General features: G+C 74.4%; 22 protein-coding genes. 8 read left to right on the top strand and 14 right to left on the bottom strand.

The features are described 5' to 3' along the window. The 4 genes from DEI86_RS13825 to DEI86_RS13810 all read right to left on the bottom strand — a co-directional run bounded on the left by DEI86_RS13825 (position 1) and on the right by DEI86_RS13810 (position 3,405). Positions 1–387: a hypothetical protein gene (locus tag DEI86_RS13825; RefSeq protein ID WP_111049914.1), complete on the bottom strand. Its 387-nt coding sequence runs from the start codon at positions 385–387 to the stop codon at positions 1–3. Between the two features lie 255 nt (positions 388–642). Then, positions 643–1,488, bottom strand: a complete 846-nt coding sequence (locus DEI86_RS13820) for an FAD:protein FMN transferase (protein ID WP_111049913.1) — start codon at positions 1,486–1,488, stop codon at positions 643–645. Continuing rightward, positions 1,485–1,982: an FMN-binding protein gene (locus DEI86_RS13815; protein WP_111049912.1), complete on the bottom strand. Its 498-nt coding sequence runs from the start codon at positions 1,980–1,982 to the stop codon at positions 1,485–1,487. Before DEI86_RS13815 ends, DEI86_RS13820 begins: the two co-directional genes overlap by 4 nt. Positions 1,983–1,995: 13 nt before the next feature. After that, positions 1,996–3,405 carry a ferric reductase-like transmembrane domain-containing protein gene (locus DEI86_RS13810; protein ID WP_181439789.1) on the bottom strand — a complete coding sequence of 470 codons (1,410 nt, stop codon included), beginning with the start codon at positions 3,403–3,405 and terminating at the stop codon, positions 1,996–1,998. A gap of 210 nt (positions 3,406–3,615) precedes the next feature. Between DEI86_RS13810 and DEI86_RS13805 the strand changes: the two genes are divergently transcribed. From DEI86_RS13805 to DEI86_RS13785, 5 genes are all read left to right on the top strand, one after another. Then, positions 3,616–4,503, top strand: a complete 888-nt coding sequence (locus DEI86_RS13805) for a siderophore-interacting protein (RefSeq protein ID WP_111049910.1) — start codon at positions 3,616–3,618, stop codon at positions 4,501–4,503. Positions 4,504–4,565: 62 nt separating this feature from the next. Continuing rightward, the gene (locus tag DEI86_RS13800; protein WP_258376558.1) at positions 4,566–6,284 is read left to right on the top strand and encodes a DHA2 family efflux MFS transporter permease subunit; all 1,719 of its coding nucleotides are present in this window, start codon (positions 4,566–4,568) and stop codon (positions 6,282–6,284) included. An 8-nt stretch (positions 6,285–6,292) separates the two neighbouring features. Then, positions 6,293–7,201 (top strand): alpha/beta hydrolase family protein, encoded by a 909-nt coding sequence (locus tag DEI86_RS13795; RefSeq protein ID WP_111049909.1) that lies wholly within the window; start codon positions 6,293–6,295, stop codon positions 7,199–7,201. A 124-nt stretch (positions 7,202–7,325) separates the two neighbouring features. Beyond that, positions 7,326–9,779: a 7,8-didemethyl-8-hydroxy-5-deazariboflavin synthase CofG gene (cofG, locus tag DEI86_RS13790; RefSeq protein WP_111049918.1), complete on the top strand. Its 2,454-nt coding sequence runs from the start codon at positions 7,326–7,328 to the stop codon at positions 9,777–9,779. Next, positions 9,776–11,284 (top strand): NAD(P)/FAD-dependent oxidoreductase, encoded by a 1,509-nt coding sequence (locus DEI86_RS13785; protein WP_220038526.1) that lies wholly within the window; start codon positions 9,776–9,778, stop codon positions 11,282–11,284. Before cofG ends, DEI86_RS13785 begins: the two co-directional genes overlap by 4 nt. A gap of 14 nt (positions 11,285–11,298) precedes the next feature. Here DEI86_RS13785 and DEI86_RS13780 read toward each other — a convergent pair whose 3' ends face one another. From DEI86_RS13780 to cofD, 5 genes are all read right to left on the bottom strand, one after another. Further along, positions 11,299–12,837, bottom strand: a complete 1,539-nt coding sequence (locus tag DEI86_RS13780) for a reverse transcriptase family protein (protein ID WP_111049908.1) — start codon at positions 12,835–12,837, stop codon at positions 11,299–11,301. A gap of 43 nt (positions 12,838–12,880) precedes the next feature. Beyond that, a complete protein-coding gene (cofC, locus tag DEI86_RS13775; RefSeq protein ID WP_111013436.1) occupies positions 12,881–13,462 on the bottom strand; it encodes a 2-phospho-L-lactate guanylyltransferase in 582 nt (193 codons plus the stop codon). Beyond that, entirely contained in the window at positions 13,459–14,295 is an 837-nt protein-coding gene (gene cofE, locus DEI86_RS13770) for a coenzyme F420-0:L-glutamate ligase (protein WP_258370162.1), read from the bottom strand. The genes cofC and cofE overlap by 4 nt, the downstream gene beginning before the upstream one ends. After that, positions 14,292–15,263 (bottom strand): TIGR03557 family F420-dependent LLM class oxidoreductase, encoded by a 972-nt coding sequence (locus DEI86_RS13765; RefSeq protein ID WP_111009641.1) that lies wholly within the window; start codon positions 15,261–15,263, stop codon positions 14,292–14,294. Before DEI86_RS13765 ends, cofE begins: the two co-directional genes overlap by 4 nt. 113 nt (positions 15,264–15,376) lie before the next feature. Beyond that, positions 15,377–16,435: a 2-phospho-L-lactate transferase gene (gene cofD, locus DEI86_RS13760; protein WP_111049907.1), complete on the bottom strand. Its 1,059-nt coding sequence runs from the start codon at positions 16,433–16,435 to the stop codon at positions 15,377–15,379. Between the two features lie 337 nt (positions 16,436–16,772). On the opposite strand from cofD, the gene DEI86_RS13755 reads away from it, so the two are divergent. Continuing rightward, complete coding sequence (locus DEI86_RS13755) at positions 16,773–17,609, top strand: DUF2382 domain-containing protein (protein ID WP_111026170.1); 837 nt, start codon at positions 16,773–16,775, stop codon at positions 17,607–17,609. Positions 17,610–17,759: 150 nt separating this feature from the next. Next, a complete protein-coding gene (locus DEI86_RS13750) occupies positions 17,760–18,110 on the top strand; it encodes a hypothetical protein (protein WP_111026171.1) in 351 nt (116 codons plus the stop codon). 16 nt (positions 18,111–18,126) lie between these two features. Here DEI86_RS13750 and DEI86_RS13745 read toward each other — a convergent pair whose 3' ends face one another. The 5 genes from DEI86_RS13745 to DEI86_RS13725 are packed head-to-tail and all read right to left on the bottom strand — an operon-like array spanning position 18,127 to position 23,873. Next, positions 18,127–19,275 (bottom strand): FAD-binding oxidoreductase, encoded by a 1,149-nt coding sequence (locus DEI86_RS13745; protein WP_111049906.1) that lies wholly within the window; start codon positions 19,273–19,275, stop codon positions 18,127–18,129. Between the two features lie 41 nt (positions 19,276–19,316). Then, the gene (locus tag DEI86_RS13740; protein ID WP_111049905.1) at positions 19,317–20,267 is read right to left on the bottom strand and encodes an endo alpha-1,4 polygalactosaminidase; all 951 of its coding nucleotides are present in this window, start codon (positions 20,265–20,267) and stop codon (positions 19,317–19,319) included. 29 nt (positions 20,268–20,296) lie between these two features. Next, positions 20,297–21,634, bottom strand: coding sequence for an alpha-amylase family protein (locus DEI86_RS13735; RefSeq protein ID WP_111013442.1), 1,338 nt, complete (start codon positions 21,632–21,634; stop codon positions 20,297–20,299). Positions 21,635–21,694: 60 nt separating this feature from the next. Beyond that, on the bottom strand, positions 21,695–22,387 hold the full coding sequence (locus DEI86_RS13730; RefSeq protein ID WP_258376557.1) for a response regulator transcription factor: 693 nt from the start codon (positions 22,385–22,387) through the stop codon (positions 21,695–21,697). Further along, positions 22,380–23,873 carry a sensor histidine kinase gene (locus tag DEI86_RS13725; protein WP_111049904.1) on the bottom strand — a complete coding sequence of 498 codons (1,494 nt, stop codon included), beginning with the start codon at positions 23,871–23,873 and terminating at the stop codon, positions 22,380–22,382. Before DEI86_RS13725 ends, DEI86_RS13730 begins: the two co-directional genes overlap by 8 nt. Positions 23,874–24,091: 218 nt before the next feature. On the opposite strand from DEI86_RS13725, the gene DEI86_RS13720 reads away from it, so the two are divergent. Then, positions 24,092–24,334, top strand: coding sequence for an SHOCT domain-containing protein (locus DEI86_RS13720; protein ID WP_111049903.1), 243 nt, complete (start codon positions 24,092–24,094; stop codon positions 24,332–24,334). Positions 24,335–24,361 lie beyond the last annotated feature (27 nt).

The following is a 24,361-nucleotide window of genomic DNA, read 5'->3' as shown; positions in this document are numbered from 1 at the left end:
TCAGATGTGTATAAGAGACAGCTCCCCCGTCCCACCGCCCGGCGAGCCGTACCCGCCGGTCCCGCCGCTCGGGAACTGCTGCGTCGTCGTGCCGGACGACCGATGCCCGATGACGTACCCGCCGACGCCACCGACGAACAGGGCCACGACCGCGACCGCAGCGACGACGGCCGGCCAGAACCAGCGCCGCGACGACCTGACCGAGGTCGGCGGCAACATCACGGGCGGCACGCGCACCGACGGCACCTCGCTCCATCCCGGGACGCCGCCACGCCGCTCCCCGCCGGGCCCCCGGGGCATCGGATCGGGCGCCGGGCGCTGGTCCACCCCGGGAGCGGGCGTGTGCTCCCAGTCGGGGCGTCGGTCCGTGTCGTTCGTGCTCGTCATGGCTGGTCTTCCTGATCGTGGTGCTCCCGGACCTCCGGGCGTGTGCAGCGCCGCGAAGCGCCTGGATCGATGACACCGCTCCCGCCTGTGGCACCCGTATGACGGCTCGGTGCGTCCGCTCCGAGAGCACGAACTGCCGGAACGGGCGTCGCTCGGTTCCTTGGCGGTTCCTTGGTCCGGGACGAACAGGATCGTTCCCGTCGCCCCTCCTTCAGCGGAAGCGACGCCCGCGCGGTGCTCGCGCCCGGTACCCCCTTAGGCGGCGTGGGCACCGCGCCGGGTCTGCAGCTGTCGGTCGAGCCCCCACGTCGCGGTCGTGCCGTCGGGCCGCACCGCGAGGACCACGCACCCGTGCTCGGACGCGGCGAGCGCGGCGGCGGTCGCACCACCGGCCATCACGGCCGTGGCGAGGACGTCCGCGGTCACGATGTCGGCCGCGACCACGCTCGCCTGGACGAACCGCTCGCTCGTCGACTGGTCGCCGAGCGGAGACCAGATGTGTGCGCCACGCTCCGCGGTCCCCGAGGTCGCGACGGCGCGGTGCCGGGCGAGGAGCCGCACGCGACGGATGAGCGACGATCGGTCGGCGGGGTCGACGATCCCCGCGGTCCAGGGGCGCCCGGTCATGGTCGTGCCGGCGACGAGGACGTCACCACCGATGTTGCACACCCACCCCACGGCGTCGAGGTCGTCGAGCACGGCGCCGACCCGCTCGATCGCGAGCGCCTTCACGATGCCCGCGAGGTCCACGGTGCCGTCGGGTCGATGGGGATCGAACGCGCCTCCCGAGCGGTTCCGCCAGTCGATCGCGAGCGCGTAAACGGCTCGGTGCTCCGCGCTCGTGTCGCCGAGGCGGAGTCGGCCGTGGGCGACGGCGCTCGCCGGGGAGCGTGGGTCCCAGCGACTGAACTCGCGGTCGAGCCGGTCGACGACGGCGGTGATCCGGCCCTCCAGGCCGCGGGTGTCGCCGCGGGGTCCGTCGACCCGGATCGACGCCATCGTGCCCATCGTCGGCACGACGAGTCGCACGCCGTCGGGCGCGTCGATGCGTCTGACGCCGGCGCCGTCCCCGGTCGATGTCACCGACCCGATCGACGTCATCGCGCCTCGTCGAGCGCCGCCTGCAGTGACTGCAGGTACGCGTCGCTCGTGTAGGTCGCGCCGCTGATGGTGTCGACGTCGGCGGACTGGGCACTGAGGACCTCGTCCTCGAGGAGCGGTGCCGCCTGCTCACTGATCATGACGGAGCGCTGCTCGGCGTCGGTGAGGTGGAGGGGTGTCACGGCCGTGATCTTGCCGCCCGACACCGTGACCTGCACCTGGACGTCGCCGTACTGGGTCGACACCGTGGAGCCGGTGAAGGTCCCGTCGGTGAACGTCGCCGTGCTCGTCGAGCCGGACGACGTCGAGCCGGACGACGACGAACCGGACGACGACGAGCCGGACGACGACGAGCCGGACGACGAACCGCCGTCGTCGCCACTGGCCGCCGGGGTGGTCGTGGTGGTCGTCGTGTGTGGCTGCCCGACCTCCCAGGACCCCAGGACCACGGCGACCGACGCGAGGACCCCGCCGATGAGTGCCCGTTTCCTCATGACCACCCTCTCCTCACCAGTCGAATCGTTCGCGGTGCAGCCGGTCCGCGGGCAGACCCGCGCGTCGGGCGTCCGCCTCGACGAGGTCCGACCAGCCGTCCGGTCCGCAGATGTACAGGTCGCTGTCCGCGATGCCCGGCCAGACGGTGCCCGCACTGACCCCGCGCGACGTGTCAGCGGCGGCGAGCCACCCGTTGGAACCCGAGCCACGCGGTCCGATGCTCGTGTACACGCGGGCGCCGTGGTCGGTCGCCCACTGGAACACCTCGTCCCACAGGTACGTCTCGCGCTCGCTCCGGGCGCGGAGGAGGATCGTCACGGCGCCCCGGGGCACGTCGAGGTGGTCGAGGAACGCGCGGATCGGGGTGACGCCGATGCCGGAGGCAGCGACGGCGATCCGGTCGCCTGCCCGGACACGGTCGGTGAAGACACCGTACGGTCCGGCGAACGACACGCGCGTTCCGGGCGGGAGCGTCGCGAGTCGACCGCTCCCGGCACCGAGGGACCGGACGGTGATCCGCAGCCGCGTGCTCGACGGAGCCGCCGACAGCGACAGCGGATGGGCGTGCCACCAGGTCTCGCCGGACCAGAACCGCCAGATGAGGAACTGTCCGCCGCGCGCCCCGAGTCGGTCGAGCCGACGTCCGCGGATCCAGAGCGACACGACGTCGGGCGCGATGCGCTCGACGTGCTCGACCACCATGCGGTGCCGGACGCTCCGGATCGCGGGCAGGGTGAACCGGAACCAGCCGATCGCGCCGATCGCCGTCGCGTACAGGAGGATCCAGTACGTGCGCTGCCACGAGCCGTGCGCGAGCATGCCGCCGAGCGACAGCTGGTGTGGCAGAGCGATGAGCACCGCGACGTAGCTGAGGAGGTGGACGGCGTGCCAGCCCTCGTACGGCAGGTACCGTCGGACCGCGACGACGCTCGTCACGACCACCGCGATCATCGCCAGGATCGCGAGCAGCGAGAGGAAGACGTCGTACGTGGTGACGAGCGCCCACCCCTCGGCGAGGACATCGACGTGCGCCTCGAGCGCGTACCCGACGACGAGCAGCACCGCGTGGGCCAGCAACAGGTACAGGGACGGCTTGCCGAGGGACCGGTGCACGGCCATCGCGCTGTCGTGTCCCACCACGCGGTCGATCCACGGGATGCGGGCCGCGAGCACGATCATCACGAGCACGAGGTCGGTCCCGACGAGGCCAGCCGCGATCCCGAGGTCGGTGACGACGACACCGATGCCGTCCCACCGCACCGGGACCGCCGTGAGCCAGAGCGCGAGCGCCATGGCGGCCGACACCCACACCGCGACGACGAGCAGGTCGACGGTGACCTGGCGCGTCCGGTGCCGCCGGCGGAGCTGCCGCTCGGTGGGGCGCCGTGTGGGCGCTGCCCGCCCAACGGTCCCGATCGCCATGGGGTCTCCGATCCGCTGCGACGCCAGCACCCTGCCGGTGGTCGTGGGATGATCGAACGGTCTCAGGCTGTGTCGATCCCATGAGCGGGCCGGGGGCGGGTTGTGAGAACGCGCGGGTTCTCCTCAGTGGCCGTACCCGCGCACGGCGGCTCCGAGAATCGACCGAGAAATGCCCGGTCACGCCGCGGATGTGCTGGGAGACTGCAGGTGATGACGAATCCCCCCGCACCCGCTGCCGCCGGACCCCAGCCGCGGCCAGCCCGAGCCCAGCACGTGTTCGTGGTCGACCGGACCGAGCGCCTCGGCCCGCACCTGGTCCGCGTGCACCTCGGCGGCCCCGCGTTCGACGACTTCGTCGCCGGGGCGTCGCCCGACCGGCTGGCCGCCGCCGACAAGTACGTCAAGCTCCTGTTCGCGCGTCCGGACCTCGGCCTCACCCCGCCGTACGACCTCGACGCGCTCCGCGGCCGACTCGCGCCCGAGGACATGCCGGTGCGCCGGACCTACACCGTCCGCGCCGTCGACCCGGTCGCCCGCACCATCACGATCGACTTCGTCGTGCACGGCGACGCGGGCGTCGCCGGCGTCTGGGCCGCGTCCGCACGGCCGGGCGACACCCTCGCGCTGTCCGGTCCCGGAGGCGGCTACTCCCCCACCGCCGACCCGGCGACCTGGCACCTCCTCGTGGCCGACGACTCCGCCTTGCCCGCCGTGGCCGCCGTCCTGGAGGCCCTGCCCGCCGCCGCCTCGGGACGCGCGTTCGTCGAGGTGGACGGCCCCGAGGACGAACTCCCGCTCGCGGCCCCGGACGGGGTCGTGGTGCGGTGGCTCCACCGCCGTGGGCCCGACGGAGCCGTCGCCGGAGCCGGGGCGCTGCTCACGGACGCTGTTCGCGGACTGTCGCGGCCCTCCCGGCCGGTCGCGGTGTTCGCGCACGGTGAGCGCGGCGCCATGCAGGCGATCCGAGCGATCCTGCAGGACGGCTGGGGAATCGAGCGCCGCGCGATGTCCCTGTCGGCATACTGGGCGCTGGGTCGCGCCGAGGACCGATTTCAGGCCGAGAAGCGCGAGCCCGTCGGGCAGATCTTCGCCGACTGACCCCGCACCGCCCGCCCTCCGGGCCGGGTGCGCACCGCCCATCCTCGATCCGAGAGCGACCCGTGACCGAACCGACCACCCGGCAGCCGTCCGCCGACGCCGTGCCCCGCCGCGCCTGGCAGGCGATGATCGTGCTCCTCGCGGGCATGTTCATCGCACTGCTCGACACCACGATCGTGAACGTCGCCCTGCCGACGATCCGCCAGTCGCTCGACGCGTCCGAGGCGACGCTGTCGTGGATCATCTCGGGGTACGCGCTCGCGTTCGGGCTGACGCTGATCCCGGCCGGACGGGTCGGCGACCGCATCGGGCACAAGTGGGTGTTCTTCTCGGGGCTCGCGCTGTTCACCGCCGCGAGCTTCGCGTGCGGCATCGCCTCGGACGCCGTCTGGCTCGTCGTGTTCCGCGTGGTCCAGGGTCTCGCGGGCGGCATCTTCGTCCCCGCGGTCACCGCCCTCATCCAGCTGCTGTTCCCGCCGCGGACGCGCGGACGTGCGTTCGCGATCATGGGTGCCGTCATCGGGGTGTCCACGGCGCTCGGGCCGATCCTCGGTGGTCTGCTCATCCAGGCGTTCGGGGACACCGACGGATGGCGCACCGTGTTCTACGTCAACGTGCCGATCGGGATCGCGACCCTCATCGCGGCCGTGGCGCTCCTGCCGGCCCGACGCGACCTCGACGTCCGCGAGGGCGCGAAGGGCGTCGACCTCGTCGGACTCCTGCTCGTCTCCGCGGGCCTCGTGGCGCTGCTCGTCCCGCTCATCCAGGGCCAGGACGAGGGGTGGCCGCTCTGGACCTACCTGACGCTCGCGGCCGGTGTCGTGCTCATCGCCCTGTTCGCGCTGTGGGAGCTCCGGATCAGCCGCCGGGGCGCGGCACCGCTCGTCCCACCGCACCTGTTCAGCCACGGGGCGTTCACGGGCGGCGTCATCCTCGCCCTGGTGTACTTCGCCGCGTTCACGAGCATCTTCTTCACGATCTCGCTCCTCTGGCAGAGCGGCCTCGGCCACACCGCGCTCGAGTCCGGGCTCGTCGCGACCCCGTTCGCCGTGGGCTCGATCGCCGGCTCGTCGCAGAGCGCCCGGCTCGTGGGCCGGCTCGGACGCAACGTCCTCGTGCTCGGCACGGCGCTCGTCACGATCGGGCTCGTGTGGTCCTGGCTCGTCCTGCAGCTCACGGACGCGTCCGACCTGACGAACTGGGAGTTCCTGGCGCCGCTGTTCATCGCCGGCGTCGGCAACGGGTTCTTCATCGCCCCGAACGTGCAGATCATCGTCGCGACCGTCGACCCCGCCGAGGCCGGCGCCGCGAGCGCGGTCGTCAACGCGATCCAGCGGGTCGGCGCAGCCATCGGCATCGCGGTGATCGGGTCGGTGCTGTTCGGGACGCTGACGGTGTCCGGCCGCTCGAAGGCCGCGCTCGCCACCGGGTTCGCCGACGCCGCGGCCCACGCCATGCTCGTCAGCGCGGCGTTCGCGCTGCTCGCGTTCCTGCTCGTGTTCGTGCTCCCGCGCGGGCAGCAGCCCGGACGGGGACAGCAGCCCGGCCAGGGGCAGCAGCCCGGACGGGGGCAGCAGCCCGGGCAGGACGCGCAGACCGAGCCCACGCCGCACGACGAGCACACGGCCGCCGCCGACCACACGGCCCCCGCCCAGCCCACGCAGCATCACGACCACACACCGGCCCACCTCGCATCGGGGGCCCCGACGGACGCCGGTGGCACACGGGTCCCGGCGGAGCACCACGCCCGCCACGTCGCGCCGCCGGACACCGGAGCCTGATCGTCCCCATGGCCGCACCCTCCGGATCCCGCCGCGCCGTCGTGACGCGCCGGTCACTCGTCGTCGGGGCGGTCGGCGTCGCCGCGGTCGGTGCCCTCGGTGCCGCCGTCGACCTCCGGGCGCTCCCCGGGCGGTCCACCCTGTACCGGGTGCTCGGCCTGGACGGCCACGCCGGGCGCATCCCGGACGTCCGTCCCGTCCCGACGAGCTCGGGCTCGTTCACCTCGCGCGCACGACGCCGACGACGGGTGGGCTGGACGGTCGCGGCGCCGACGTCGGACCACGCGCTCCCCGTCGTCGTCGCGCTCCACGGGTACGGGGACGACCACGCGGACCTGTTCGGACACCGGCTCGGCCTCGACCGGTTCCTCGCCGAGCACGTCGACCACGGTGGTGCGCCCTTCGCGATCGCCGCGGTCGACGGGGGCGACCGCTACTGGCACCGGCGGGCCGACGGTGACGACCCCGCGTCGATGGTGCTCGACGAGTTCCTCCCCCTGCTCGCGCGGCAGGGACTCGACACGGGCCGCCTCGGGTTCACCGGGTACTCGATGGGCGGGTACGGCGCACTGCACTTCGCGGGAGTGCTCGGGCGCCACCGCGTCCGCGTCGTCTCCGCGCTGTCCCCCGCGCTGTGGACCACCGCCGGGGACACCGCCCGCGGTGCGTTCGACGACCCGACCGACTTCGCCGCGAACACGGTGACGGGCCGGCAGCGCGCGCTCGACGGCATCCCGGTGCGGATCGACTGCGGCACCGGCGACGGATTTGAACCGGCGGTCCGGACGTACGTCGACGGATTCACCCGTCGTCCGGCCGGTGGGTTCGAGGCCGGCGGCCACGACATGGCGTTCTGGAGGCGCCTGGCACCCGACCACGTCGCCTTCCTCGGGCAGCACCTCACCTCGGCGACGTGACGGGCCGGCAGACGGCGCCCGCCAGCCCGGCTAGCATCGGTGGAGTCACCGATCGGGCCTCGATTTGGGTCCGGGGTGCTCCGTCGAGCACCGGTCCGCCGCCCACGCCGTCCGGGAGCCCGCCATGACCGTGCCCACACCCGTGCCCGTCCCCACCGCCGTCCCGATCCCGGATCGGCGCGCCCCCGGTTCCCCGGCGCTCGACCGGGCCCTCGATCGCGCCCAGTCGGACGAGCCCATCGACGTGGACGACGCCACCGCCCTGCTCGGAGCCCGCGGTCGCGACCTCGACCGCCTGCTCGCCGTGGCCTCCCGGATCCGGGACGCCGGACTCGAGGGTGCCGGACGCGCCGGCGTCATCACCTACTCGAAGAAGGTGTTCCTGCCGATCACGCAGCTGTGCCGCGACCGCTGCCACTACTGCGTGTTCGTCGACACCCCGGGCGGCCTGGCCGTGCGCGGCGTCCCGACGTACATGGAGCCGGAGGCGATCCTCGCGATCGCCCGTGCGGGTGCGGACATGGGCTGCAAGGAGGCCCTGTTCACGCTCGGCGACCGCCCGGAGGACCGCTGGCGTGCGGCGCGCACGTGGCTCGCGGACCACGGGTACGACTCGACGCTCGACTACGTGCACGCCATGGCGCGGCTCGTCCGCGAGGAGACCGGGCTGGTCCCGCACCTCAACCCGGGCGTGATGTCCTGGGCCGAGATGCAGCGCCTCCGCCCGGTCGCGGGCTCCATGGGGATGATGCTCGAGACGACCGCGACGCGGCTGTGGTCCGAACCCGGCGGCGTGCACCACGGGTCCCCCGACAAGGACCCTGCGCTGCGGCTCCGGGTCATCGAGGACGCCGGACGCTCCCGCATCCCGTTCACCACGGGCGTCCTGCTCGGGATCGGCGAGGACCACCACGACCGCGCCGAGGCCCTGTTCGCCATCCGCGGGCTGCACGAGCGGTACGGGCACGTGCAGGAGACCATCGTCCAGAACTTCCGCGCGAAGCCCCGGACGGCGATGCAGAACGAACCGGACCTCGGCCTCGTCGAGTACGTCGCCGCCGTGGCCGTCGCGCGCGTCGTGATGGGGCCGGACACCACCGTGCAGGCGCCGCCGAACCTCACCGACGCGGCCGAGCTCGACCTGCTCGTCCGCGCGGGCGTCGACGACTGGGGCGGCGTCAGTCCGCTCACCGCCGACCACGTCAACCCGGAGCGGCCGTGGCCGGAACTCGACACGCTCGCGGACCTCACCGCCCGGTCCGGGTACACGCTCCGCGAGCGACTCACCGCCCACCCGCGGTACCTGGCCGACGCCGACCGCTGGCTCGATGACGCCGTCCGACCTGCCCTGGAGGCCCTGCAGGACCCCGTCACCCGGCTCGCGGACGAGCAGGCACCCGTCCGCGGTCGGTCCGCCACCCGCGACGACGGCGCGCCGGTGCGACTCGGGCGCGACGCGGCGGCACCGCCCGTCGGCGATCCCCGGGTCGACGCCGCACTCGCCGCGGCGACCGTCGCCGTCGGGACCGACCCGTCCGCGATCACGGACGAGGACGCCGCCGTGCTGCTCACCGCCCGTGGCGCGCAGCTCGACGCGCTCGCCGAGCTCGCCGACCGCGTGCGGGCCGCGGCGGGACTCGACGCCGTGACCCACGTCGTGAACCGCAACATCGACACCGCGCGGCTCGTCGGGGACGACCACGAGGCCGGGAAGGGGGACGGTCTGACCGTCGAGGACGTCGCCGCCCTGGCCGCGGAGGCGGCGGCGCTCGGCGCCACGGAGGTGTGCCTGCAGGGACGACCCGACCCGGCCCTCCCGGCTGCCGTGTACACCGACGTCGTCCGCGCGGTCCGTCGCGCGGCCCCCGCCCTGTCGGTGCACGCCTTCCGGCCACCCGAGCTCGTCGACGGCGCGGCCCGTGCGGGGGTCGACCTGCCCGGGTTCCTCCGGATGCTCCGGGACGCCGGCGTGACGAGCGTGCCCGGCACGGCCGCCCGTGTCCTCGACGACGACGTGCGCGCCGTGCTGAGCGAGGGGCAGGACCCACCGGCGACGACCTGGTCCGAGACGATCAGCGCCGCGCACGCGGCCGGTCTGCCCTCGACCGCGACCCTGGTCTACGGGCACGTCGAGACGCCCGAACAGGTCGTCGCGCACCTCCGGACGATCGCGCGCGTGCAGGACCGCACCGGCGGGTTCACCGAGTTCATCCCGATGCCCTTCGTCCCGGCGGACGCACCCGCCGCGGTCGCGGCGGTCGCCGGGCCCGGTCCGACACCGTCGGAGTCCCGCGCGGTCATCGCAGTCGCACGGCTGCTGCTCGCGGGGCGGATCGACCACGTGCAGGCGGCGTGGACGAAGCTCGGGCTCGCGACGGCGGCCGACGTGCTCCGAGGTGGCGCGGACGACGTCGGCGGCGTCCTGCTCGACGGCGCGCTCCGACCGTCAGCCGGCCCGGAGGCGGGCCTCGTGCTCGAACGGCGGGACCTCGAGGCCCTCGCGGCAGCCGCGGGACGTCCCCTGCGGGAGCGACGGACGGACTACGGGGCCGTGACGGGCGAGGGCTCCCCCGCGTGACCGGGCCGGTCGCACCGTCGCCCTGGCACACCCTGCCCGCCGTGGTCGACACGGTCGTGGTCGGGGCCGGCATCGGCGGGATCGCGGTGGCGTCCGGCCTGTTGCGGGCGGGACACCGGGACCTCGTCGTCCTCGAGCGCGCGGACGACGTCGGCGGGACGTGGCGTGACAACGTCTACCCCGGCGTGGCATGCGACATCCCCGCCCGTCTCTACGCGTTCTCGTTCCGCCCGAACCCCGACTGGAGCCGCCGGTTCGCGCCCGGCGCGGAGATCCAGGCATACCTGCAGGGCGTGGCCCGCGCCGAGGGCGTGACGCCCCACGTGCGCTTCGGCACCGAACTGCTCGACGCGCGGTGGCACGAGGGACCCGAGGACGCGGCCGGCTGGGTCCTCACCACGAGCCGCGGGGTGGTCCGGTGCCGCTCGCTGGTCCTCGCGGCCGGCCGGCTGTCGGAACCCCGGCTGCCGGCCGTGCCGGGGCTCGATCGGTTCCCCGGCACCGTCGTCCACAGCAGCGCGTGGGACCCGAGGACGTCGGTGGCGGGCGCGCGGGTCGCGGTGATCGGTACCGGTGCATCGGCGGTGCAGCTCGTGCCGCACGTGGCGGTCGAGGCGGCACGGACGGTCGTGTTCCAACGCTCGGCGCCCTACGTCGTCCCGCGGAACGACGAGGCGGTGCCGACGACGGAGCGCGAGCACGCCGCGGCCGACCCGGCGTTCCTCGCGCGCGAGCGCGCGACGCTGTTCGACCAGGCCGAGGCTGGGCACGTCGCCCGCCGCGCTCCCGGTGCCGCCCGCGACGCCCTGCGTCGGCTCGCGCTCGACCACCTCGCCGCGCAGGTGCCCGACCCGGCGATGCGACGCGCGCTCACCCCGGACCACGAGATCGGGTGCAAGCGGGTCCTGCTCTCGGACGACTACTACCCGGCGCTGGCGTCCGGTCGCGCCGTGCTCGAGTCGTCGGCGCTCGTCGCGGTGGACGACACGGAGGCCGTCGCCGACTCGGGGCGCCGGCACCCGGTCGACGTGATCGTGCTCGCGACGGGCTTCGCCGCCACCGAACCGCCCGTCGCCCGACGCGTGCGGGGCCGCGACGGCCTGTTGCTCGCCGATCACTGGGGCGGCGGGATGACGGCCTGGGCGACGACCCTGGTGGCCGGGTTCCCCGACCTGTTCGTCGTCGACGGGCCCAACGCGGCGCTCGGCCACAACAGCGCCGTCGACATGATCGAGACGCAGGCACGGTTCGTCGTCGCGGTCCTGCGACGCGCGCGGGCCGACGGTGCGCGCACGGTCGAGGTGGACCCCGACGCCGAGCGCCGATGGACGGCGGACCTCGACGCGATGGCCGCGGGCACGGTCTGGCTGACCGGCGGATGCCGCAGCTGGTACGTCGACGAGCGGAGCGGCCGGCTCACCCTGCTCTGGCCGGGGACGGCGCGCGCGTTCCGGCGGACCCTCGAGCGGTTGGCCACCCAGCCGCTCCCCCGACGAGCGGCCTGAGACGCATCGCGCGCTCACCACGCGATCCGTTCGAACTCTGCTCGCAACGCCGCTCCGCGCGCCGGGTGCACCTGCTCCACCCAGCCGACCCGTCCCTCCAGATGGGCGCGGAAGTCGGCGTGGTCGCCGCGGTCCTGCGACGCCGGTCCGTACCGCACGCAGTTGTGCAGGACCGCTCCGAGGCGGTCGAGCTCGCGTCGGCCGACGCCGGGCACCGCGTTCACGACCACGCCCGTGACCGACTGGCGGACCCCCTGCCGCCGCACGCGCGTCTTCCGGGGGTTCAGCGCGTGCCCCTCGTCGGCGACGATCCGGTCGACGCCGCGCAGGAACGCGTCGGGTCGCGCGGCGATCGCGCCGTCGCCGCTGAACGCCAGGTCGTCCGCGTACCGCGTGTAGACGGCGTCCGCGGCCTGCGCCCACCCGGCGAGCCGGGCGTCGAGTCGGCGGAGCGACAGGTTCGCCAGCGCCGGCGAGGACGGCGCACCCTGCGGCAGGTGTGGCGTGGCGAGGGCCTGGCGGAGCGCCCACCGCTCGTCGAGGTCCCCGCCCGGCGGCATCGCGCGGAGCACCGCGTCCGGCACGACGTGCGTGCACAGTCCGGTGAGCACGTGCGCCACGGGTTCGGCGTACCCGACCCGGCGGAAGATCCCGTACACGCGGGAGGCCGGGACGGCCGCGAAGAAGGACACGAGGTCGGCACTCACGACGACGTCGTGCCCGACGTGGACCTCGGCACCGGACAACGCGCTGCGACCGCGCACGAAGCCGTGCACCGCGTCGGACAGCGGGAGGGGCGCCAACACCTGGTCGAGCACCACCCGCTGCATCGTCCGGAGCTGGTGGAGCGGCGCCTCCAGCAACCGTGGGGTCCGTCCCGGGCGCTGGACCCACCGGTGCTCGTAGTGGTGGAGCGGACTCCCGGCCGGGACCCGACGGTTCCACCCGCGGGTGTCGGCGAACCAGAGCAGCCGCTCGGTGGTGACACCGAGCAGCGTCGCGAGATCGGGCAACGCGTCGACGACGGGAACGTGCGCCGCGACCGGAGCCGCGACCACGGGTGCGACCGTGCGCACCCGGAGCCGCACGGGCCGGCGGGCTGTGAGGCGTGCGAACGCCGCGGTGAACGAGCGGTCGGACGCGAGGACCCCGGCCAGCCGACGCGGCGCGTCCCGTGGGGCGCGCGGGTACACGGCGAGGACGGCCGCGACCGCGGGCTCGACCAGACCCGGACGGCGTCCAACCGTCGTGGTGCCTGCGGCCGAGAGCTCCGCGGGTCGCCACGCCGACGCGGCCAGGAAGGCGTCCGCGAGCGCGATCGCCGTCTCGACGAGACCGGCCGACCGCTCCGGGGCGACGAGCCGCGAGGTCGGTGGCGGGTCGGCGTGCTGGTGGTCCCCGGACGACTCGTCGTGCCGTTCGGGAGCGTCAGCGCGCGGAGCGCGCCCGAGCTCCTGAGGCGTGTGTTCCTGGTCGATCCGCGTGCCCCGGGGTAGCCCCGGAGAGGATGCAGCAGCGCGTGCTCCATCCGCCTCGCCCGGGGACCACCGCACGGGCTCACCATAGTGCGCAGCGGATCGTCGTGGTGGTGCGGGATCAGGACCGGGCGAACGCCGCCAGCGTCCGCGGCCCCAGGCCGGACCCGAGGGCGGCCAGGTGCGCGCGGGTGTCCACGTCACGTCGGAGGCCGGTGAGGCCCGGCAGGTCGAGCTCCGTGTAGCCCTGGGCCCGATGGGCGCGGGCGGAGCCGCGTCCGAACCGCGGGCGGTGGTCGTGGCCGTGCAGTGCCGTGAGCAGGACGGTGCCGGTCCCGTCGGCGTCCGGCAGCACCGCGCGCGGGTACGGTGCCGCCGCCGCGAGCGCGGCACGGAGCTGCGCCGCGTCGAGTGCGGGCAGGTCGCCCTGGAGGACCGCGGTCGGGCCGTGTGCGCACGTCGCGACGCCCGCGAGCACCGCGGCGTCGAGGCCGCGGCCCGGGTCCTCGACCACGGTGACGGCGAGGGCGTGGAACGCCGGCGCGGACGACGGGTGGGTCACGACCACGACCGGCGCGACCGTGGCGGCGACGGCGACCGTGTCGAGCGCGATGGCGAGGGCCTGCTCGGGCGTGGCCGCGAGTCGCGTCTTGGCCCCCGCCGTGCCCTTGACCGGGACGACGATCGTCCAGTCCGGGGTCACGGCACCTCGGTGGGCGGCAGGATCCGGTGGGTGCGGGTCTGCTGGGCCTGCTCGGCCGCGGCCGCGGCCGCTGCCAGACCGGCCTCGTAGCCGTCGCGGTGCGCCTCGGCGGAACCACGCCGGAACCAGTCGCGCTCGGCCGGGTACTGGAGCACCCGCGCGCCGGGCGCGTCGGCGTCGAGCAGGTGCCCGAGTCCGCGGACCACCGCGACCGGGAGGCCCGTCGCCTTGCCCTTGGCGAGGTCTGCCGCGGCGGCGATCTCGTCGCCGACCGCCGGAGCGGTCACCCCGAGTGGCCGTCCGCTCGCGTCGAGGGTCCCGGCGAGGTCGACGAGCAGCCGGACGCCACTCGCGCCGATCGCGACGTCGGTCTGCCCGGTGCGCCACGCCCGCCCGAGCGTGTCGGTGACGACCACGCCGAGGCGGAGGCCGAAGCGGGCCTCCAGGGCCGTGCGGATGCGGCGGGCGGAGGCGTCCGGGTCCTCCGGCAGACGGAGGACGGTGCCGTCGGCGGTGTTCGAGGCGTCGACCCCGGCGGCGGCACCGACGATGCCGAGCCGGTTCTCCACGATCCGGGTGACCCGCCCGTCGGGGGTGGGACGTTCGGCGACGACGCGGACGGTCTCCTCGGCGATCACGCGGTCACGATCGGCGGCGGGGGCCGTCCGCCCCTCGGCCTTCGACACGACCTTGCTCGTCACCGCGAGGACGTCGCCGTCGGCGAGCGCCTGCTCGGGGTCCGCGGCGATCGCGTCACCGATGAGCGCGGCGAGGTCGGCACCCGGAACGACCTCGGGCACGCCGCGGATGGCGAAGACGGTGAACCGGGTCACCTGGTCAGCTTCGGCAGGACCGCGTCGGAGAACACATCGATCCATTCTCGCTGGTTCCGCCCGACGTTGTGCAGGTAGATCCGGTCGAAGCCGAGGTCCGCGTACCGCTGCAACGCCCGGAGGTGCACGTCCGGGTCGCTCGAGATGACCATGCGGCCCTCGAAGTCCTCGGGGCGGACGAGCTTGGCCATCTGCTCGAACTCGAACGGCGAGCGGATGTCGGCCTTCGGGAACTTCATGCCGCCGTTCGGCCACTCGACCATCGCGTTCCGGAGCGCCTCCTCGTCGGTCGGCGCCCAGGACAGGTGCACCTGGAGGACGCGGGGCATGGTCGACGGGTCCTTGCCGGCCTCGCGCGCGCCCTCGTCGAACTTGGCGAACAGGCCCGCGATCTTCTCGAGCGGTGCCCCCACCGTGATGAGGCCGTCGACCGTCCGCCCGGCGCGCTTGGCGGTCACGGGACCGGCGGTGGCGACGAGGATCTCCGGCGGCACCTCGGGCATGGTCCACAGCCGGGTCGACTCGAGCTTGAAGAAGGTGCCGGAGTGCTTGACGTCCTTGCCCGCGGCCGAGGCCCGGAACAGCTTCTGCATGACGTCGATGGCCTCGAACATGCGGTTGATGCGTTCCGGCGTCTCGGGCCAGTACTGCCCGACGACGTGCTCGTTGAGCGCCTCGCCGGATCCGAGTCCGAGCCAGTGCCGGCCCGGGTACATGGCGGCGAGGGTCGCCGACGCCTGGGCCACCATCGCCGGGTGCCAGCGGAACGTCGGGGCCGTGACGCCGGGCCCCATGTCCCCCCGGGTCCGTTCGCCGATGGCGGTGAGCACGTTCCACACGAACGAACTCTGACCCTGCGCGGGGACCCACGGCTGGAAGTGGTCGGCGGCCATCACCCCCGAGAACCCGTGCTGCTCGGCGTACTCGCTCAGCGCGACGGCCTCGGTCGGGTGGAACTGCTCGAGCATGGCGGCGTAGCCGATGGTCGGTCCGGTCACGGGATGCGTCCTCCTGTCGTGGGGGCCCGTGCGCCTGATGCATCCGCGGTCCGGGCTCCGGCTCGATCGTACGGGCGGTCAGGTCATGACGCTGGCTGCGGATCCGCGACGACCATCCGCTCCGCTGACGCTCCCCGGGCCTCCAGCCCGAGCGCCAGCGCGGCCCGCGCCATGTCGGCCGTGGCGTCGTCGTCGGTCATCCAGAGCGGGACGGCCCGGGTCGGGAGCCCGTCGCGCTGCAGCTCGGCCGCGGCGTCCGCGTCGACCTCGTCGACGAGCCAGGCGTCGAGCAGCCCGCCGTCCCGCCGGGCGCCGTAGTGCCGTGCGATCCCCGCGGCCGTCGCCTCGACGCCGGCCACCGCACAGCAGACGTCCGCCATGCCACGCACGGGTCGACCTCCGATCACCGGGGCGACGCCGACCACCGGACCCCGGGCCGCGGCGAGCGCCTCGCGGACCCCTGGCACGCCGAGCATCGTGCCGATCGACACCACCGGGTTCGACGGCGCGAGGAGCACGACGTCGGCACCACGGATCGCCGCCGCTGCCGCCGCACTGACCGACGCCCGTTCGACGCCCTGCTGCACGAACCCGTGCGTGGGGATCGCGGCGCGGTGGCGCACCCACCACTCCTCGAAGTGGATGCGGTCCCGGGTGCCGTCGGGACGGTCGACGTCGACGAGGGTCGGGACCTCGTCGTCGGTCACGGGCAGGAGCGTGACGTCGAGGGCCCACCGCGCTGCCAGCCGCGCCGTGGCCCGGGTCAGGTCGTCGCCGTCGCGGAGCATCGCGGTGCGCGCGATGTGCGTGCCGAGGTCGAGGTCGCCGAGCGTGAACCACGGCCACCCCACGCCGTAGGCGGTGAGCTCGGCGCTGACGCGTTCGGACTCACCGGCACGCCCCCATCCGCGCTCGGTGTCGTTCGCGTCGGCGAGCGCGTACATGACGGAGTCGAGGTCGGGGCACACGCGCAGGCCGGTGAGCCAGAGGTCGTCGCCCGTGTTCACCACGACCGTGACGTCGAGGTCCTGCTGCCGGGCGAGGTGCCGGACGCCGCGCGCGAACCGTCCCCCGCCGACGCCGCCTGCGAGCACGGTGACGGAACGGCGGGTGGGCACGGGTGTCGAGGTCGAGGAGGCCATGCGTCTGATCCTCCCAGGCACCGGGAACGCCAGGGAACGCGGATCGGTCCGGCACGGATCAGCAACAGGAGGAGCACGTCCCCCACATCGTCCGACATGCGTCGTGGTGCCGCGTCCCGGGCCGCAGAAGTGCGCGAGCGGCTCCGTTTGTCCCCCGTTCGATGGGTGGCACCCGGACATGCGGGACGGCACGGCCGAGAACGCGTTGCATCGCCTGCGTCGACGTCAGCCCGTACGGCGCGTCGCGATCACACCGGCGCAGGGCCCGACGTCCACGCGCTCCAGAGCAGACCGAGAAGCAGACCCGAGAAGCACCACCGACATCAGGGAGAACGCGATGATCGACACCACCACCATGAACGACATCTTCGACGCGACGGTCATCGACCGCGACGGCGACAAGGTCGGCACCGTCAAGCAGGTCTACGTGGACCAGAACGACGGTCACCCGCTGTTCGCCAGCGTCTCGACGGGACTCTTCGGCACCTCCGAGTCCTTCGTCCCGCTGGAGAACGCGAACTACAGCAACGGCACGTTGACGGTCGGGTACGAGAAGGCCAAGATCAAGGACGCCCCGCGGGTGGACGCCGACGGCCAGCTCGGCATCGACGAGGAGAACACCCTGTTCTCGTACTACGGCATCACCGGCGGCACCGGCACGACGGACACCTACGCCGGCACCGACACCACCACGACCGGCACCGACACCACGGGCACGGTCGGCACCGGCACCACGGGCTTCGAGGGCGCCGGCCACGACACCTCCGGCCCCGACACCGACGACGCCATGACCCGTTCGGAGCAGCACCTCCAGGTCGGCACGCAGCAGGTCCAGACCGGCCGTGCGCGCCTCCGCAAGCACATCGTCACCGAGCAGCAGAACGTCACCGTCCCCGTCCAGCACGAGGAGGTCCGACTCGAGCGCGAGCCGATCACCGACGCGAACGTCGGCGCCGCGACCGACGGCCCGGAGCTCAGCGAGGAGGAGCACGAGGTGACCCTCAGCGAGGAGCGCGTCGTCGTCGACAAGGAGACCGTGCCGGTCGAGCGCGTCCGCCTCGGCAAGGACACCGTCACCGAGCAGCAGAACGTGACCGAGGACGTCGCGCACGAGGAGATCGAGCTCGAGGGCGACGGCGGCACCACCGGCACGACGGGCACCACGCGGAGCTGACTCCGCAGCACCGTCACCACGACGACGGCCCGCCACCCCTCGGTGGCGGGCCGTCGTCGTTCGTCGTGCAGGACGCGTCCGGACCGCACGGGACGTCGACCCCGAAGAGGGGCCTGCGCGGCACCTGGGAGGCGCCGGTACGGTCGCCGCATGGGGGAACTCCGTGACACCGCCGTCCCGTCCGAGCCCGCGGGAGCGGCGGCCCCGCCGTTCCGGTTCCGCCGCCCGCTCGGGTGGCCCGAACCGTCGGCGGAGTGGGTCGCCCTGCACCAACTGTGGGAGCCGCCGGAGGGCTGGTCCCCGGCACCGGGCCTCCCGGCCGCGCCACGCGGATGGCGCTTCTGGACGCGCGATCGCGCGGCGATGCTCGCGTTCCTCGGCCCGTCGTGGTCGACGGCCCGACGCGCCCTCACCGACGGCACGCCGACCACCGCGTTCGTCGGCGGCGTCGGCGGCGGGGACGCCGCGACGATCCGCGCGATCACCTGCGGCGGGGTCTGACCGGACGACCGGCGGATCAGCGCGCGTCGGTGCCAGGGACGCCAGCGCGTCCGGGCGCGGTGTGCTCGAGCTCGGGTGCCGGTTCCCCCAGCACCCACCGGGCCACGGCGTCACCCAGCAGCGGGCCCATCGTCAGTCCGGCCGCGCCGTACCCCGTCGCGACGACGACGCCCGGCGCACCCGGCAGCGCACCGACGACCGGCATGGTGTCGTCGGGCAGGGGCCGCAGCCCGACCCGCGTCTCGATGAGCGTCGCGTCCGCGAGTCCCGGCGCGACCGCCAGCGCGTCCTGCAGGACCTGGAGCTGCCCGGCCGCGGTGACGCGTGGGTCGAACCCGCTGCCGGTCTCCCGGGTCGCGCCGACGGCGACGCGCGAGTCGTCGAACGCCACGAGGTAGTGGTGCGACAACGGGTGGACGGAGGGCCAGGCGGACGTGTCGACGCCCTCGACGCGGAGGTGCGTGATCTGACCGCGCTGCGGTGCGACCGGGACGGCGGCACCCGTGGATGCGAGGAGGTCCCGTGACCACGCGCCCGCGGCGACCACGACGACGTCCGCCGTCGTGTCCGCGCCGTCGACGTCGACCAGCGGCCGGCCCTGCACGACGCGCACCGACCGGACGTGGCCGCCCCGCCGCACCGCGCCGAGGCGCTCGGCCGCCAGGAGGAGCGCATCACGGAGCGTGCGGCCGTCCACGCGTCCGCCGCCCTCGATGAAGAGCGCGTCGAGTCCCGCGGCGAGCGGAGGGAAGCGTCGTCGAGCCTCGACGTTCGTGATGCGCTCCACCGCGCCGACGACCGACCCGGCGACGGCCGCCCGCGACCGGACCCGGGCCTCCGCGGCGTCCAGGAGGGCCGGGTCGGCGTTGACGACGAGCGCACCGCTCCGACGGTGGTCGGTCCGGGTCACGCCGACGCCGGCGAGCTGCGCGAGCAGGTCCGGGTAGAACGCGGCGCCCGCCGCGTAGAGGTCGAGGAACGGCCCGTCGACCGCGGACGACCAGGGCTGCAGGATCCCCGCACTCGCCGCGGTCGCCTGCCCGGTCGCGCCGTCGTCGACGACCGTCACGGCCACCCCACGGCGCGCCAGGGCGAACGCGGTGGCGGCGCCGGCGATCCCGGCTCCGATCACGAGGGCGGTGGCGGTGGTGTCGGAGCGGGGCACGGAGCGGCTTCCTGTCGGCGGGCGGGGGCGCGACGATGCTCTCACGAGCCGGCGACGAGGCAGCGCCGGTACCGGTACGCCGCGTGCGAGGGCGTGACGAGGTCACGATCGCGGAGGATCGTCATGCGCGGCCGCGACGCGGAACGGCAGGCGGCGGCGAACGTCGTGCGGAGCGCGTCGCTGTACTCGACGTCGATCACCCGTCCGCCGTACACGCGGGTGTACGCACGGCACTCGTCGTAGCGCACGCACTCCTCGGCGACGGCGAAGTCGAAGCCCGCGACGTCCCGCCCCCGCGTGCCGAGGCCCGGCGCGTTCTTCTGCCCCGCGGCGAGGCCGTCCCGGTGCGCCACGTCGACCAGGAGCGCGGCGGTGGCGAGGGCGTCAGCGCGGCTGAGGCGCCCGCGCGAGCGCGTCCACGAGTCGAGGTTGTCGAACTCGACGGCGTCGAACCCACGACGTGCACAGCGGTCCACGGTGCGGGACAGGACCCGGACGACGTCTCGACGGTGCGCCGCGGTCCCGGTGTCCAGGAGGACCTCGTCCGGCCACCCGGGATCGCTGACCGGTTTCCCCGATGCGGTCCGGAGGAGGTCCCTCGGGTGCTCGCGCCGCCACCACGCGGTGTCCTGGGGCTGGGTCTGGAACCCGTTGACGTAGCAGATCCCGTACGTGCCCGGTGCCGGATGCGCGGTGCTGTCCCGTTCGACGATCGTGACGCCGGCGGGCGGACGGTAGGCGCCGCCGAGCTGGTAGTCCGGGCGCCCGCGGGTCGGGAACGGCCGGACCGGCGGGGACGAACGCGTCGCGGTGGACGCGGGTGCCGCGACGGCGAGCCTCCCGACACCGAGCCCCCCGACGCCGAGCCTCCCGACACCGAGCCTCCCGACACCGAGCCTCCCGATGGCGGCCGACGCGGGTCGGTCCGACGGCGCGGCGGACGCCACGGACGGGGCGACCACCCAGCCGGCCACGACGAGCACGGCGGCCATGCAGGCTCGCCCGGAGACGCGACGAGCGGTCACCCGCCGAGCACCGCCCAACCGGAGGCCGCCAGTCGGACGCGACCGTGGTCGACCTCGCCCGCCCCCGCCTCGACCGTGGTCGACCCGGCAGCGGGCAGCGACACCGCCTCGTCGCCGATGTTGAGCGCGGTGACGACCGCGTCCGTGCCGATCGCCGTCCGGAGCACGATCGCCGTGTTCTCGAGGTGCACGATGTCCGTGTGCGCGCGGTGCAGCCACGGGTGGCGACGCCGCACGGCGACGAGCGCCTGGTGCGTGCGGAACGCGTCCCGGCCCTCCGGATCGAGGTCGGCCGGAGCCGGTGGCACGGGTGGGAACGCCGGGCGCACGGCGTCGTCGCCGCCGACCCGGGCCTCCTTGACGCCGCGGAAGGCGTACTCGTCGCCCGCGTACACACTCGGCACGCCGGCCACCGTGAACAGGACCGCGAGGGCGTGCGGCAGGTGCCGCGGACCGACCGCGGAGGTGATGCGCGTCACGTCGTGGTTACCGACGAACGTGCTCGGGACGAACGTCGACAGGAGCGCGTCGTGCCGGCGGATCGCGTGTGCGAGCTCGTGGCAGTTGCCGTCCGCGATGCCGTGCCAGATGCCCTGCCACAGCTCGTACTGGGTGACCGAGTCCATGGTCGAGGCCCGCACGACGGCAGCGGCGTCACCGTGGATCACCTCACCCGAGAACCAAGCGTCCGGGTGCCGCTCTCGCACGCGGGGCAACACCGCCGCCCAGAACGCGGGCGGCACGGCGTACGCGGCGTCGAGGCGCCAGCCGTCCACGCCGCGGTCGAGCCAGTGGGTCATGACGTCGACGACCAGGTCGACGGTCGCCGAGGAGCCGTGGTCGAGGGCGACGAGTTGGTCGTGTCCCTCGAACACGTCCGCGTCGACGCGGTCACCGGGACGCCACCCGTCCCAGCGCACGCGGAACAGTCCGGCGGTCGGGGCCGCGGGTCCGTCCTCCTCGAGCGCTCGGAACGCCGGATGCGCGCGCCCCACGTGGTTGAACACCCCGTCGAGCAGCACCCGGACGCCGCGGTCGTGCGCCGTGGCGACGAGACGGAGGAGGTCGTCCTCGTCCCCGAGCCGCGGGTCCACCCGGAAGTGGTCGAGCGTGTCGTAGCCGTGCGTCGACGACGCGAACACCGGTCCCAGCGCGATGCCGTTCAGCCCGAGGTCGACGACGTGGTCGAGCCACGCCTCGAGTCGGCCGAGCCGGTGCTCGACCGGGCGTTCCCGTGCCGACGGCGCGGGGGCCTCCGGCGGACGGATGTCGGCACCGACGAACCCCAACGGGTACACGTGCCACCAGAGGGCGTGCTCCACCCAGGACGTCATCGACCACCTCCGGTTCGTCGGCCTGGTCGACCCTACCGATCCGCGCTGGGGGCCACGCGGTCAGGAGCCGGACCAGCCGGGTGCGACGAGGCCCGTCTCGTAGGCGAACACGACGAGCTGCGCCCGGTCCCGTGCGCGGAGCTTCACCATCGCCCGGCTCACGTGTGACTTCGTCGTCGCAGGGCTGATGAACAGGCGTTGTGCGATCTCGCTGTTCGACAGTCCCCCGGCGACCCAGCGCATGACCTCGCGCTCCCGGTCGGTCAACCGGTCGAGTGCAGGGGTCAGTTCCGCCGGGGTGGCGTGCGTGGCGAAGGCGGCGACGAGGGACCGGGTCGCCCCCGGCGAGAGCAACGAGTCACCCGCGACCACCGTCCGGATCGCGCGGAGGAGCTCGGCCGGCTCGGTGTCCTTGACCAGGAACCCGGCCGCTCCGCCTCGGATCGCCTCGAACACGAAGGCGTCCTCCTCGAAGGTCGTGAGGACCACGACGCGCACGTCACGGAGCGCCGGGTCGGCACCGATGCGCCGCGTCGCCACGAGTCCGTCGACGCGGGGCATGCGGATGTCCATGAGCACGACGTCGGGGTGGTGTTCCACGGCGGCACGCACGGCGTCCTCGCCGTCGGCGGCCTCGGCGACGACGGTCATGTCGGGCTCGGACTCGACGAGCGCCCGCAGTCCGCCGCGGACGAGTGCCTGGTCGTCCGCGATCACCAACCGGAGCGGTGCCGCCTCGCTGGCGTCATCCACGGTGTGCCTCCTGTCCTCGCTCGAGGGCAGCGGTCCGTCGGTCCGAGATGTCCGTGCCCGTGCCCGTGGTCGTGGTCGTGGTCGTGGTCGTGGTCGTGCCGGTGGTCGGGAGCCGCGCGTGCACCCGCCATCCGCCACCGGTGACCGGGCCGGCTTCGAGCACGCCGCCGACCGCAGCCACCCGCTCCCGCATGCCGATGATGCCGTTGCCCGACGGACCGAGGTCGGCCTGGGCGCGGTCGAGGGTGTCCTGCGGGGCGTCCACCGAGGCCGACGCGGAGGACGCGGCCGACGCGGCCGACGCGGCCGGGTCCGGCTGTGCAGCAGTGCCCCTCCGCCCGCGCGCGTCGGGCAGGTCCTCCACGGTGACGTCGAGGACTTCCGCAGACGCGCCGACGACCACCGCGACACGATTCCACGGCGCGTGCTTCATGACGTTCGTCACCGACTCCTGCACGATGCGGAACGCCGTCCGATCCACGATGCGGTCGACGGCGCCGAGGTCGCCGTCGACGTCGAGCGTGACGTCGAGTCCGGCCGCCTCCGCGCGCAGGACGAGATCCCGGAGTCGATCGAGGCCGGGCACCGGGGACCGTTCGGGCACCACGACGCCCCCGTCCCCGGTCGCCTCGATCCCACTCCCGGTCGCCGCACCTGCGCCGCCGCTGTTCGTTCCCGCGTCCGGATCGTCCACCCTGCGGAGGACCCCGAGCACCGCGCGGAGCTCCACGAGGGCCTCGTGGCTGGCGTCGCGGATGCTCGTCAACGCGGCCCGGGTCGGGTCCGGCAGGTCGGCGCCGAGGTGCAGCGCCACCCCGGCCTGCAGGTTGATCAGCGACATGTTGTGCGCCACCGAGTCGTGCAGCTCGCGAGCGATGCGGACGCGTTCGTCCTCGGCGCGCCGCCGGACCGCTTCCGCGCGTGCGCGGCGGGCCTCGGCCGCGCGGAGCACGCGGACGCGAGCGAGCTCGCTGAGCGCGATCGTGAGCCCACCCCACGCGAGCATGACGGTGACCGTCCCCCAGGGCAGGACGGACGAACGCCCGGTCGCGAGGTCCACCCACGGGAGCGCGAACGCGCCGATCGCCACCGCCGCGGACGCGGAACGTCGACGACCCGACAGCCACGCGTTCACCGCCGCCATGGTGAGGGCCGCGACGAAGGGACCCCGCGGGCTCACGAGGACCGCGTAGCCGAGGGTCGTCGCCAGCGTCACGCCGAGGACGACGACCGGCCAACGCCACCGGAACGGCAGGACGACCACCGCAGCGACGAGCATCGCGATCGCGAGCGGACCGGGTGCCGCCACGACGGCCTCCCCCGTTCCCGGCCCCCACGGCGGTCCCGGATGAGCAGGCACGGTGCCGGGCGTCGGCCCGGTCCAGCGCGACAGGACGAGGGTGCCGACGAGTTGCAGTGCCGCCACCGGGAGCACCCTGCCGACGCGCGCGAACCGCCGCCGCCCGGTCTCGGTGGGTCTCCTCATGCCCGGAAGCCTAGGTGCCGACCGGGGCGCCGTCGTCCGCCCGGGGAGGTGTCCGTGGACTCCTCCCTCCGGCGTGATGCGTGTGGAGGAACGACCTTGGGTACTGCCGTCGGGAGCACGTCCAGGAGCGTCCCCCGAGCGGACGACAGGACGACCGCGGAGCAGGAGCCTGGACCGGTCGCACCAGCGACGCCCAGCCACCGACCGAGGAGGTCACCATGACACCCGCACTCACCGCACTCGCCGCCGCACCGTCCTGGCACGGCGGCCCGCCCATGGCCCCGTTCGCCGTCGTGTTCCTCGCGACCCTCGTCGTGCTCGCCCTCGTGTTCGGGGTCCTCCGCCGCGGGCCGTGGCGCGCTCGCTCCGACGCCCGGGCCGTCCTCGCGGACCGGTTCGCGCGCGGCGAGATCGACGCGACGGAGTACCGGGCGCGGTCGTCCGAGCTCGACCGACGTTGACGCCGCGGCACCGTGCCGCACGCCGCG

Source organism: Curtobacterium sp. MCBD17_028 (assembly GCF_003234875.1).
Lineage (GTDB): Bacteria > Actinomycetota > Actinomycetes > Actinomycetales > Microbacteriaceae > Curtobacterium.
The sequence above is the reverse complement of the archived record's forward strand: the minus strand, read 5'-3'. Positions and strand labels throughout refer to the sequence as shown.

Bases quoted from the DNA above. Each gene is read 5' to 3' on its own strand.
- DEI86_RS13825 (WP_111049914.1), bottom strand. From the start codon at position 387: ATGACGAGCACGAACGACACGGACCGACGCCCCGACTGGGAGCACACG.
- DEI86_RS13820 (WP_111049913.1), bottom strand. From the start codon at position 1,488: ATGACGTCGATCGGGTCGGTGACATCGACCGGGGACGGCGCCGGCGTC.
- DEI86_RS13815 (WP_111049912.1), bottom strand. From the start codon at position 1,982: ATGAGGAAACGGGCACTCATCGGCGGGGTCCTCGCGTCGGTCGCCGTG.
- DEI86_RS13810 (WP_181439789.1), bottom strand. From the start codon at position 3,405: ATGGCGATCGGGACCGTTGGGCGGGCAGCGCCCACACGGCGCCCCACC.
- DEI86_RS13805 (WP_111049910.1), top strand. From the start codon at position 3,616: ATGACGAATCCCCCCGCACCCGCTGCCGCCGGACCCCAGCCGCGGCCA.
- DEI86_RS13795 (WP_111049909.1), top strand. From the start codon at position 6,293: ATGGCCGCACCCTCCGGATCCCGCCGCGCCGTCGTGACGCGCCGGTCA.
- cofG (WP_111049918.1), top strand. From the start codon at position 7,326: ATGACCGTGCCCACACCCGTGCCCGTCCCCACCGCCGTCCCGATCCCG.
- DEI86_RS13765 (WP_111009641.1), bottom strand. From the start codon at position 15,263: ATGCTCGAGCAGTTCCACCCGACCGAGGCCGTCGCGCTGAGCGAGTAC.
- cofD (WP_111049907.1), bottom strand. From the start codon at position 16,435: ATGGCCTCCTCGACCTCGACACCCGTGCCCACCCGCCGTTCCGTCACC.
- DEI86_RS13755 (WP_111026170.1), top strand. From the start codon at position 16,773: ATGATCGACACCACCACCATGAACGACATCTTCGACGCGACGGTCATC.
- DEI86_RS13750 (WP_111026171.1), top strand. From the start codon at position 17,760: ATGGGGGAACTCCGTGACACCGCCGTCCCGTCCGAGCCCGCGGGAGCG.
- DEI86_RS13740 (WP_111049905.1), bottom strand. From the start codon at position 20,267: ATGGCCGCCGTGCTCGTCGTGGCCGGCTGGGTGGTCGCCCCGTCCGTG.
- DEI86_RS13735 (WP_111013442.1), bottom strand. From the start codon at position 21,634: ATGACGTCCTGGGTGGAGCACGCCCTCTGGTGGCACGTGTACCCGTTG.
- DEI86_RS13725 (WP_111049904.1), bottom strand. From the start codon at position 23,873: ATGAGGAGACCCACCGAGACCGGGCGGCGGCGGTTCGCGCGCGTCGGC.
- DEI86_RS13720 (WP_111049903.1), top strand. From the start codon at position 24,092: ATGACACCCGCACTCACCGCACTCGCCGCCGCACCGTCCTGGCACGGC.